Raw genomic sequence first — 11,696 nt, forward strand, 5'->3', positions numbered from 1 at the left:
CCCGGGGCGTTTGGGAAAGACTGCATGGAAACGGCCTTTCGTCCCCGCGGGCCGCGCCCCACCATTTGACCTGAGGTGACCACATGTTTACCGGACTGATCCGAACCGTCATTTTATACCTGCTCATCATCAGCGGCATCCGGCTGATGGGCAAGCGGCAGGTGGGCGAGCTGGAGCCCTCGGAGCTGGTGCTCTCCCTCATCATCGCCGATCTGGCCTCGGTGCCCATGCAGGACTTCGGCATCCCCCTGCTCACCGGCATCATCCCCATTCTGACCCTGCTGTCCATCACCATGATCCTGTCGGTGCTGACTACAAAAAGCGTCCGGTTTCGGACGCTCCTCTGCGGCCGGCCCAGCATCATCATCCGGGACGGCCTGGTGGACCAGCATGAGATGGCCCGGAACCGGCTGACGGTGGACGAGCTGTTGGAGGAGCTGCGGTGCAAGGGCTACACCGATCCCTCGGTGGTGAAATACGCGATTCTGGAGACCAACGGTCAGTTGTCCGTCCTCCCCTACGCCAACCAAAAGCCCCCCACCGCCCGGCAGCTGAAGGTTTCAGTGGAGGAAGGGGGGCTGCCCCTGGTTGTGGTAAGCGACGGACACCTGCTGGAGCACAACCTGACTGTCCTGGGAAAGGACCGCCGCTGGCTGGATAAGCGGCTGCGGGAGCGGGGGTGTACCGGTCCGGAAAGCGTGTTCCTCCTGCTGGTGGACCAGAACGGCGCCATCTATCTGGCCCGTAAGAACAAGGACGGTTGAGGAGGAGCATTCATGAAGCGACTTTGGATCGCCGCCGCCCTGCTGGGGGTGATGCTGGCCGGCAGTCTGACCAACGCCTGGTACGCCCAGTCCATGACCGAGGGCTTCAACCGGCGGCTGGAGCAGGCTCAGTCTCTGGCCCGGGAAGAGGAATGGGACCGGGCGGCAAAAATCACCCGGGCGGTCTATGAGGACTGGCAGGGGCGCCACTTTTATCTTCATACCGTCATGCGCCATTCGGACACCGACCAAATTTTAAGGACGTTCCGCTCTGTGATGCAATATCTGGACCTCCAGGAGATGGACCAGTACGCCGCCGCCAACGCCGATTTGATGACCCAGCTGGAGCTGCTGGCCGAGATGGAGCAGTCCAGCTTTACGAATGTTCTGTAGCTCTTATTCATGACAGCGCAAAAAGCGGAGCGGCCCGCCGTCTGTAGCAACGGCGTTCCGCTCCGCATTTGATCCATATTTCGATCCCGCTGAGCCATCAGGCCTCCACGGGCTTCTCCTCACGCTCGCCTCTGAGCCACTCGTCCTCTTCTCCGGTCTCGCGCCAATGCTCGTAGGACTGGCGGATGGAGGCCCAGACGGAGACCCAGTCCACCTCGTCGATCTGCTGCTCATTCTGGAACAGCTTCTCATAGAAATCGTGGACCTCGTCCTCGCTCTCGTCTACATACTTCTCATAGAAAGCGTCCATGTAGTCCCCAAACTTGGTGTCGTCCTGGTCCGCAGGGCCGGCCAGAACGGCGGTAAACTCTTCCCGGCTCCAGCGCTTGCCCGGGCGGAGGGACTGGGGCATCTTCCCAACCCACTCGGTCATCTTATCCACGTTCTTCAGGAAATCCTCCCGTCCCTGCCCTTCCTCCAATTTAGGAAGGATCGACTCAATGATTTTGCAGACAGCCTCTTCCATCTCGCGGTCTGCCCCGCCGTCCGACTTCTTGAGTTGGAGGGAACTGACCATCTTCTGCGCCTGCCGTTTGATTTCTTCCTGTTTCATAATAAGAGCCTGCCTTTCTGTATCAGTTTTACTGAACATTTATATTTTTTAGCCTGGACAATTGATATTGTCCTCCTGTTTTCAGCATTCCTATCGTCGGTTTCCGCGACGCGGCGCCGCGCTTACAACAGGTCTTTCGCTTTTGTGTCTTTATTGTAAAATGCAGTCGTCAAATTTCCGTCTGTCAATTTGTCCAATGTCGCAGGGGACGGCGCCCGTCTGTTTTGTGGAATTGACGTTTTAGCCCCTCAACCCCTGCCTTTTTCCGGTGTGGAACACGGTCAACCGAAAAAAAACGCCTCTGACGTATAATTTCCGTCTGTTCCCCTCCCCCTCTGTCTTCCGCTGTTTGCGGCGCAGAAAAATTTTATAAAAATTTTTTCTGTGCCCAGTCCCGCGCTGCGCTGTCCGGGTTCTTTTTCTTCTGTAAATGCCGTCCGGCGCGCTTTCCATCCAAGGACCGAAAATAGTGCTTGACTTCCGGAGCGTTCAACGGTATAACCGTTACGGTCCAATTTCGACACCCATATCACAGGGGGCGGTTCGCGCGATGAAAAAGGAATATCTGTTTGCAGGGCTATCCATCCTGTTCTGGGGATCTACCGCCGCGGTCAGTTCCCTGATGATGGATTCCCTTTCCTCCATGGCCCTGGTCTTCTATAACGGTTTGACGGCCACGGTGTTTCTGTTCTTGGTCAATCTGTTTACCGGCCGTCTGAAGCTCCTGCGCTCCATTTCCCCGAAGGAATGGCTGAAGCTGAGTCTTCTCGGACTGGTGGGCATGTTCTGCGTCTCTTTCTTCCTCTACTGCGGTTTGGCCCGTCTGAAGGCCCAGCAGGCATACATTATCAACTACCTCTGGCCCATCCTGATCGTGCTGTTCTCCTGGCCGCTGCTGGGACAAAAAATGACCAATCGGAAGGCGATCGCCCTGCTGGTCTCCTTTCTTGGGGTGGCCATTGTGGCCTCCGAGGGTGATTTTTCCGGTCTGGGACAGACCGACCTGGTCGGCGTACTCGCCTGCGTCGCCGCCGCTTGCAGCTATGCCATCTTTTCCGTGCTGAACATCAAGGTTACCTGCGACAAATTTGTCGCCATGCTGATCTACTACATGGCCACCATGGCCGCCGGCCTGCTGTTTCTTCTGATCCGTGAACCCATTCCCGTCCTTACCGTTCCCCAGTGGGGCGGCATTCTCTGGCTGGGCGTTCTCACCAACGGGCTGGCATACACCACCTGGGCGCTGGCCATGGACATCGGCGACACGGCAAAGCTGTCCAATCTGGCCTACCTGACCCCCTTCGTCTCCCTGATCTACATCTATGTTCTGCTCCATGAGCCTATCACATGGTCTTCCTACGCGGGACTGTTCTTCATCCTCTCCGGCGTGGTCATCCAGCTTTCCGGAGACCGCTCTTCCCATTCCCATGCCCGGTCTCCGCACTTCCACAGTAGGCAGGAGCGGGGCGGCAACATTTAAAAAAGACAGGCTCTCTCCTGTATACCTGTCATAATCGTGAAAAAATGACCGGAACAGGACCTGACGCGAAAATTACGCATCAGGTCCTGTTCCTGCTTTTTTATTCCACTGTCACGCTCTTGGCCAGGTTTCTGGGTTTGTCAATATCACAGCCCCGCATCAGGGCGGCCCCAAGGACCTTTCGGTCCTTGGGGACCCCTTTCTTTGAAACCCTCGGGCCAAATGAATTGGCCCTCCGGAAATTCTTCGCTCCGCTCCGAATTTACGCGCCAAAAGGCGCGGATATGTGGCCCCGGGAAAGGCCTCACTCCACTGTGACGCTTTTGGCCAGATTTCTGGGCTTGTCAATATCACAGCCCCGCATCAGGGCCACATAGTAGGCGAAGAGCTGGAGGGGCACCACGCCCAAAGAGGGGAGCAACAGGTCATGGGTATCCGGGATGGTCATGACCGCGTTGGCGGTTTTGGCCATCTCCGCCTTATGGCGCTCGGTGGTCAGGGCCAGCACGTCGGCCCCCCGGGATTTCACCTCTACCACGTTGCTCATGGCCTTCTCAAACAGCTTGCTGTAGGTCCCCAGCGCCACCACCAGCGTGCCGTCCTCAATGAGGCTGATGGTGCCGTGCTTCAGCTCGCCGGAGGCGTAAGCCTCGGAGTGGATATAGGAGATCTCCTTCAGCTTCAGGGAGCCCTCCAGCCCCAGGGCGTAATCCACATTCCGGCCGATAAAGAACACGCTGTTGTGGTTGAAATACTGAGAGGCGAAATACTGGATGTCATCCCGGTCGGCCAGCACGGCCTCTATCTTCCCGGGCAGGCGGAGCATCTCCTCCAGCACGGCCCGGTACTCCTCCTCCCCGATGGTGCCCAGCACCCGGGCGAAGTACAGGGCCAGCAGGTCGATGACCGCCATCTGGGTGGAGTAGGCCTTGGTGGTGGCAACGGCGATCTCCGGTCCCGCCCAGGTGTACAGCACCACGTCGGACTCCCGGGCAATGGAGCTGCCCACCACGTTGACGATGGACAGCACCTTGGCTCCCAGCCGTTTGGCTTCCCGCAGGGCGGCCATGGTGTCCAGCGTCTCTCCCGACTGGCTGATGACAACCACCAGCGTGTTTTCATCCACAATGGGGTCCATGTACCGGAACTCGGAGGCCAGCGCCACCTCCACCGGCTTGCGGGTCAGCCGCTCGAGGTTGTATTTGCCCACCATGCCCACATGGTAGCTGGAGCCGCAGGCCACGATATAGATCTTGCGGATGGCTCTGATATACTCCTTGGTCAGACCGAAGTCCTCAAAATAGACCTCTCCGTCCTTGATACGTGGGAAGATGGCCCGGCGCATGGCCTCCGGCTGCTCCATGATCTCCTTGAACATGAAGTGCTCATAGCCGCCCTTCTCCGCCGCGTCGATCTCCCAGTCCACATGGGAGATCTCCTTCTGGATGGGCTGCATCAGATGGTTGTAGCACTGGATGCCGTCCCGGGTCAGGACCGCCACCTCGCCATCCTCCATGTAGCCCACGTCCCGGGTGTGCTTGATGATGGCGGTGACGTCACTGGCCAGGAAGCTGCATCCTTCCCCGTAGCCCAGAATCAGAGGGCTGTCTTTCCGCACGGCTATCAGCTGGTCCGGGGCATCGGCACAGATGATGCCCAGGGCATAGGCCCCCTGGATCCTGTGGAGCACCCTCACCACGGCCTGCAGAATATCCCCCTCATAAAAGTAGTCAATGAGCTGGGCCACCACCTCGGTATCCGTGTCCGAGGTAAAGGGGACCCCCTTATCCATCAGGAACGCCTTCAGCTCGGCATAGTTCTCGATGATGCCGTTATGGACCACCGCGATCTTGCCGCTGCGGCTCACCTGGGGGTGGGAGTTGACGTCGCTGGGCGCTCCGTGCGTGGCCCAGCGGGTATGGCCGATGCCCACGGTGCCGTCCAGCGCCGCGCCCCCCTGGAGCATGTCGGACAGCACCTGGAGCCTGCCCTTGGCCTTGTGTACGGACAGGGACTCCGCTCTCTCTGAATAGACAGCCACGCCGGCGGAGTCATATCCGCGGTACTCCAGGCGGGCCAGACCGTCCAGCAGGATGGGAGCCGCCTGTTCCTTTCCAATATAGCCAACGATTCCACACATATTAAATTGTTCCTCCTGATTTTCATTCCATAGTCCATTGTCAGTCAAGAGGACAAACTCGCAGCCATTTGCCTCGTTCCCCGGTCACAGTCCCTTTGTTTTGCGGTCACCCGCATATTTTCTGACTGCGCGCGCATCCGGAGCGATGCGGAGGGGCATCCGCCGAATCCTTCGATACTCCCCTCTCCTCGTCGTCCCAAAGGCCGGCTGGCTGCCGGCTTCCGGGCGCTGGCGCTTGTGTTGGGCCGAACCCAATGTCCTCCTTTCCTTCTGCGATCCCTTTGAGAAAAGCCCTCGGCTTTCCCCGCAATGCATTATACGGGATTGCGCCCTCAGAGTAAAGTGGAAATTCTGCGTTTCAAAACCCGACTGTCCATTTACCGCTTCTCACTATGGCAGAACAGGCCAAATCGTGTTATACTATCTTCATAGGATAAGGACCTATTTTTCTGGTGCCGGGAGGTTATGAACATGACGTCTGAAACAATACTCCGGGAGGCGGAAGCCATCCGCCACCATATTTCTGACCAGCGGCGGCAGCTGCACCAGCACGCCGAGACCGGATTCGATTTGACGGAGACCCTCGCCTTCGTAAAGCGCGAGCTGACAGATATGGGGCTCCACCCCGTCGACTGCGGCCGGGCCGGCGTCGTCGCCCTGGTGGGGGGCAAAAAACCGGGCAAGGTATTCCTCCTGCGGGCGGACATGGACGCTCTGCCCATCCGGGAGGAGGCCGACGTGCCCTTTGCCTCCCAAAACGGAAACATGCACGCCTGCGGCCACGATATGCACACCTCCATGCTGCTGGGGGCGGCCAGGCTGCTCAAGGACCACGAGGACGAGATCCAGGGGACCGTAAAGCTGATGTTCCAGCCCGCCGAGGAGATCTTTGAGGGCTCCCGGAACATGATCGGCGCCGGGCTGCTGGAGGACCCGAAGGTAGACGCGGCGCTGATGATCCATGTGATGGCGGGGATGCCCTTCCCGGCGGGAACGGTCATTGTTTCCGCCCCCGGCGTCAGCGCCCCAGCGGCGGACTATTTTGAGATCAAGGTACAGGGCAAGGGCTGCCACGGCTCCATGCCCAATACCGGGATCGACCCGCTGACGGCCGCCGCCCACATTCTGATTGCCCTGCAGGAGATCCACGCCAGAGAGCTTGCCATGGACGACCGGGCCGTGCTGACCATCGGCACCATGCAGGCCGGCACCGCCGCCAACGTGATCCCCGACACCGTGGTCATGGGCGGCAGCCTCCGCACCTTCGACGAGGAGACCCGGGCGCTGATTAAAAATCGGATGACCGAGATCGCCGAAGGCACTGCCAAAGCCTTCCGGGCAGAGGCCTCCGTGACCTTTGGAAGCGGCTGTCCCACCCTGGTCAACGACAAGGACCTGTCCCGCTGCTGCGAAACCTATGTGAAGGAACTGCTGGGGCCCGGGAAGGCCTTCTCCGTCGCCGAGCTCAACGCCATGGGCGGCGGCGGAAAATCCTCCAAGAGCGCCGGCTCCGAGGATTTCGCCTATGTCAGCCAGCAGGTCCCCTCCATCATGCTGGCTCTGGCCAGCGGTCAGCCGGAGCAGGGCTACGGGTATCCCCAGCACCACCCCATGGTGAAGTTTGACGAAAGCGTCCTGCCCGGCGGCAGCGCGGTGTACGCATACACGGCGCTGCGTTGGCTGGAGGACCACAAGGCGTAATCCTTCCTTTGGAGATGGACAAGACACACAGGGCGGGCGCATCCGGCGTGATGCGTCCGCCCTGCTTCGTCTCTTTCGCTGGACTTTTTGCTCCGCTTCCGTTAAACTAAGGAAGACTTTTATTGACCAAGGAGATCGAGAACCATGGACCCCATGATCCAAACCCTGGCCCGGGAACTGGGCCGCACCGAGGAACAGGTGCAGAACGTAGTGAATCTCATCGACGAGGGGGCCACCATCCCCTTTATCGCCCGATACCGGAAGGAGCTCCACGGCTCCATGGACGACCAGCTTCTGCGCCAGCTGGCCGACCGCCTGCAGTACCTCCGCAGCCTGGAGCAGCGCAAGAACGAGGTAAAAAACTCCATTGAGAACCAGGGCAAGCTGACTGAAGAGCTGACCTCCGCCATTGACAGCGCCGCCACTCTGGCTGAAGTAGAAGACCTTTACCGTCCTTACAAACAAAAGCGCCGCACTCGCGCCACCATCGCCAGGGAAAAGGGACTGACCCCTCTGGCAGAGCTGCTCTTTGCCCACGGCGGTCCCGCCGTCATCCCCGAGGAGGCGGCCGCCGGTTTTCTGGACTCCGAGCAGGGGGTGGAGACCATCGAGGACGCTCTCCAGGGAGCCAGCGACATCATCGCCGAGGAGATCTCCGATGACGCCGACATCCGAAAGGAGCTGCGGGCGCTGTACCTCCGCCGGGCCGTTCTGGTATCCCGGGCGGCGGCCAAGGAGCCGGAGGACACGGTGTACCGGCTGTACTACGACTTCAAGTGCCCGGTGGCCCGTCTCCAGGGCCATCAGGTGCTGGCCATCAACCGCGGAGAGCGGGAGGAGATCTTAAAAGTCAGCGTGGAGCTGGACCCGGAGACCGCCCACGTCGCCGTCCGGCGGGCTGTGGTCCCCGGAGCGGCAGCCATGGCCTTTGTCCGCGCCGCCGCCGACGACGCTTACGACCGTCTCATTCAGCCCTCCATGGAGCGTGAGATCCGGAACCACCTCACCGACCAGGCCAACGAGGGTGCCATCCACATGTTCGCGCTGAACCTGAAGCCCCTGCTCATGCAGCCTCCCGTCAAGGGCAAGGTGACCATGGGCCTGGACCCCGGATACCGCATGGGATGTAAAGTGGCAGTGGTAGACGGCACCGGCAAAGTGTTGGACACTACGGTAGTCTATCCCACCCACGGGGAGCGGCAGAAACAGGAGTGCATCGCCAAGCTGGCCGCCCTCATCAAAAAGCACGGCGTGGAGCACATCGCCATCGGAAACGGCACCGCCAGCCGGGAAACGGAACAGATGACGGTGGAGCTGATCCGCAAGGTAGGCGGCGGCGTCTCCTATATGATTGTCAGCGAGGCGGGGGCCTCGGTGTACTCCGCCTCCAAGCTGGCCGCCGAGGAGTTTCCCCAGTTCGACGTGAATCTGAGAAGCGCCGTCTCCATTGCCCGACGGCTCCAGGACCCCCTGGCCGAGCTGGTCAAGATCGACCCCAAGGCCATCGGCGTGGGCCAGTATCAGCACGACATGCCCCAAGCCCGGCTGGGCGAGACGTTGGACGGGGTGGTGGAGGACTGCGTCAACGCCGTGGGCGTGGACGCCAACACCGCCTCTCCCTCCCTGCTCCAGCGGGTGTCCGGCTTGACCGCCGCGACGGCCAAGAATCTGGTGAAGTACCGGGAGGAAAACGGCATTTTCACTACCCGGAAGCAGCTGCTGAAAGTGCCCAAGCTGGGCCCCAAAGCCTTTGAGCAGTGCGCCGGCTTTATCCGGGTCCCCGAGAGCAAGTCCGTTCTGGACAACACCGGCGTCCACCCGGAGAGCTACGGTGCGGCGGAAAAGCTGCTGGCCGCCTGCGGCTACACCCTGGCCGACGTGAAGGTGGGGGCCATAGGCGAGCTGAAAAGCCGGGCGGAGGCTATCGGTCTGGAGGTTCTAGCCGAACAATGCGGCGCCGGCGCTCCCACCCTGGCCGACATCGTGAAAGAGCTGATGAAGCCGGGCCGGGACCCCCGGGACGAGCTGCCGGCGCCCATTCTCCGCACCGACGTCATGGAGGCCAAGGACCTGAAGCCCGGCATGGAGCTCCAGGGCACCGTCCGCAATGTCATCGACTTCGGCGTGTTCGTGGACATCGGCGTCCACCAGGACGGACTGGTCCACATCTCCAAGCTGCCCCGGCGGGTCAAACACCCCTCCGAGCTGCTTCGGGTGGGGGACGTAGTTACCGTCTGGGTAATGGAGGTAGACGAGAAGAAAAAGCGGATCAGTCTGACCATGAAAAAGCCCGGATAAAGGGAGTATTGCAGATAAATTTTAGTTTATCGTTTCATGTAGGGTGAGGGCTTGGTAGGGCGGGGGCTTGCCCCCGCCGTATTTTGGCGGCGGCCCCAAGGGGCCGCCCTACGGGCGGGGCGTCCAGAGGCCGCCCCCTACGAAGCCATATTGTGAACCGTGCGTATGGGGCGGCGTCCCCGACGCCCCATAATACATCCATAAACTAAAATTTATCACTTCCTTTGCGCATAAAATTACAGGATACCCAGTTCCTGCCGGAAAGGAGCCTAACTTATGTACCCTCACGCGCTGATCGACCTCCACTGTGACACCCTCACCGCCTGCGGCGCCCCGGCCCAGGGACGAAACACCCTGGACGACCCCTGCGCCGCCCTGTCTCTGTCCAACCTCCCCCGGCAGGTGCATTGGTGCCAATGCTTTGCCATCTTTGTTCCCGACGGCCTGTCTCCGGAGGAGGCCTACGCCTACTACCGCTCCCACCAGGAGAGCTTTGTCCGGCAGATGGAGTGTTTCGCCCCCCGGGTCGCCCCCTGCCGTACCGCCGCCGATATCGAAAACGCTTGGGCCTGCGGGAAAGCTGCAGCCCTCCTGACGGTGGAAAACGGCGCCGCCCTGGCCGGGGACCTGGACCGGGTGGAGGTCCTGGCTCGTGATGGGGTCCGAATGATGACTCTCACCTGGAACGGCGAAAACGAGATTGGCTCCGGAAACGTCTCCGACCACGGCCTTACCGCCTTTGGGAAGGCTCTCATCCCCCGCATGGAGGAGCTTGGGATTCTGGTGGATGTGTCCCACCTCAATGACCGGGGCTTTTACGATCTGCTGGAGATAGCCCGCAAGCCCTTCGTGGCCTCCCACTCCAACGCACGGTCAGTGTGCGGACACAGGCGGAATCTGACCGACGACCAGATCCGGGAACTGGCGACCCGCCGCTGCCTCATTGGTCTGAACTACTATGTGGACTTTCTCCGGGAAGACAGCCGCCCTACTGTAGAGGACCTGTTTGCCCATGTGGACCATTTTCTGGAATTGGGCGCCCAGGACTGCCTTGCTTTGGGCTCCGACTTTGATGGGGCCAAACTGCCCCTCTGGCTGGACTGCCCGGAAAAGGCGGCAGGGCTGTACGCATGCTTCCTGGACCGCGGGTACCCGCCCGCTCTGTGCGACCAGATCTTCTTCGCCAACGCTCTGGCCTTCTTCCGGACGAATCTTGGCTGACCGTTGTTGAAACCCGCCCGTTTTCGCGGTATACTGGGAGTACAAACAGACAGGAGGGATCGGCCATGTCCGCCTTGGAGCATCTGGACTTTCTTGAGGAGTACCGCGAGGACAACCGCGTTGAGGCCAAGCGGGCCCAGGGCGGTCTGCCCCACAGCCTCTGGGAGACCTATTCCTCCTTCGCCAACACTTTGGGCGGCGTTATCCTCCTGGGCGTGGCCGAGGCGGAGGATAAATCTCTGTATTCCGTCCCCCTCTTCGGCCCTCAGGAGTTGGTGGACGAATTTTGGTCCATGGTCCGGGACCCGGCGGTGGTCAGCGCCAACATTCTCCAGGACGAGGACGTTCAGATTTTGAACAGCGGCGGCAATCCGGTGGTGGCGATTTTCGTTCCGAGAGCCAACTTCCGGCAGTGTCCGGTCTATGTGGGAGCTGACCCTTATACCGGCACCTACTACCGCCGGGGCGAGGGCGACTGCCGCTGCCCCCGCTGGGAGGTTGAGGCCATGCTCCGGGACCGGGACGATCCCGCTCCCCTGTCCGGTCTGGCCCCCGAGCCCACTGCATCTTCAGGCTCCACAGACAAATCAGATTGAGATACATGGTTTTGGAGCAAGCAGATAGGACCTGGACAATGTCCAGGTCCTATTTTAACTTTCCATGTGGCGGCCCAGAAAACTGGCGATGGACTGGGCCAGTTTATACTCCACTTCCCCGTTCTTCAGCTTCTCCCCTTCCCCCGCAAAGATGACACAGCCCAGCACGTCTCCCTCCGACAGGATGGGAGCAGCGGTGGCCAGGGAAAAGCGCGTCTCTCCAGCGCATAGGGGAACGGCCTCCTCCCCTTCCTTGTGCTGGTAGATCTGACGCCCCTCCATCAGCCGCTCCAGCTGCTGTGAGATCGCCTTGTCCATCAGCTCACGGCGGGGTGCGCCAGCCGCCGCGATGCAGCTGCCCCGGTCAGTAATTACTGTGATCTGCCCGGTGGTGCGGTTGAGCGTCTCGCACAGCTGTCCTGCAAAATCCACCAGTCCGCCCATCAGGGAATACTTCTTAAAAATCACTCCGCCGTCCTTGTCCGTGTAG

The 11,696-nt window shown here is 60.5% G+C and carries 10 protein-coding genes; 7 read left to right on the plus strand and 3 right to left on the minus strand.

Features of this window, described 5'->3' with window-relative positions; all coding sequences use genetic code 11:
* Positions 1-83 precede the first annotated feature (83 nt).
* Both I6E39_RS04805 and I6E39_RS04810 read left to right on the plus strand, forming a co-directional pair.
* Complete coding sequence (locus tag I6E39_RS04805) at positions 84-764, plus strand: DUF421 domain-containing protein (RefSeq protein WP_235380475.1); 681 nt, start codon at positions 84-86, stop codon at positions 762-764.
* 12 nt (positions 765-776) lie between these two features.
* On the plus strand, positions 777-1,157 hold the full coding sequence (locus tag I6E39_RS04810) for a DUF4363 family protein (RefSeq protein ID WP_235380476.1): 381 nt from the start codon (positions 777-779) through the stop codon (positions 1,155-1,157).
* Positions 1,158-1,254: 97 nt separating this feature from the next.
* Here I6E39_RS04810 and I6E39_RS04815 read toward each other — a convergent pair whose 3' ends face one another.
* Positions 1,255-1,770, minus strand: a complete 516-nt coding sequence (locus tag I6E39_RS04815; RefSeq protein WP_235380477.1) for a hypothetical protein — start codon at positions 1,768-1,770, stop codon at positions 1,255-1,257.
* A 550-nt stretch (positions 1,771-2,320) separates the two neighbouring features.
* Between I6E39_RS04815 and I6E39_RS04820 the strand changes: the two genes are divergently transcribed.
* Positions 2,321-3,250 (plus strand): DMT family transporter, encoded by a 930-nt coding sequence (locus tag I6E39_RS04820; RefSeq protein WP_235380478.1) that lies wholly within the window; start codon positions 2,321-2,323, stop codon positions 3,248-3,250.
* Positions 3,251-3,554: 304 nt separating this feature from the next.
* Here the strand turns inward: I6E39_RS04820 and glmS are convergent, their stop codons facing one another.
* Positions 3,555-5,390, minus strand: coding sequence for a glutamine--fructose-6-phosphate transaminase (isomerizing) (gene glmS, locus I6E39_RS04825; protein ID WP_235380479.1), 1,836 nt, complete (start codon positions 5,388-5,390; stop codon positions 3,555-3,557).
* 471 nt (positions 5,391-5,861) lie between these two features.
* Here glmS and I6E39_RS04830 point away from each other — a divergent pair, with 471 nt between their 5' ends.
* The 4 genes from I6E39_RS04830 (at position 5,862) to I6E39_RS04845 (ending at position 11,206) form a co-directional block, all read left to right on the plus strand.
* Complete coding sequence (locus I6E39_RS04830; protein WP_235380480.1) at positions 5,862-7,091, plus strand: M20 metallopeptidase family protein; 1,230 nt, start codon at positions 5,862-5,864, stop codon at positions 7,089-7,091.
* A 144-nt stretch (positions 7,092-7,235) separates the two neighbouring features.
* A complete protein-coding gene (locus I6E39_RS04835) occupies positions 7,236-9,389 on the plus strand; it encodes a Tex family protein (protein WP_235380481.1) in 2,154 nt (717 codons plus the stop codon).
* A 276-nt stretch (positions 9,390-9,665) separates the two neighbouring features.
* Entirely contained in the window at positions 9,666-10,610 is a 945-nt protein-coding gene (locus I6E39_RS04840; RefSeq protein ID WP_235380482.1) for a dipeptidase, read from the plus strand.
* Positions 10,611-10,675: 65 nt separating this feature from the next.
* Positions 10,676-11,206 carry an AlbA family DNA-binding domain-containing protein gene (locus I6E39_RS04845; protein ID WP_235380483.1) on the plus strand — a complete coding sequence of 177 codons (531 nt, stop codon included), beginning with the start codon at positions 10,676-10,678 and terminating at the stop codon, positions 11,204-11,206.
* A gap of 54 nt (positions 11,207-11,260) precedes the next feature.
* Here the strand turns inward: I6E39_RS04845 and I6E39_RS04850 are convergent.
* Positions 11,261-11,696 (minus strand): stage V sporulation T C-terminal domain-containing protein (locus I6E39_RS04850; protein WP_235380484.1); only part of this gene is annotated, 436 nt, incomplete at its 5' end.

It is taken from the genome of Pseudoflavonifractor phocaeensis, assembly GCF_021531375.1.
Lineage (GTDB): Bacteria > Bacillota > Clostridia > Oscillospirales > Oscillospiraceae > Lawsonibacter > Lawsonibacter phocaeensis_B.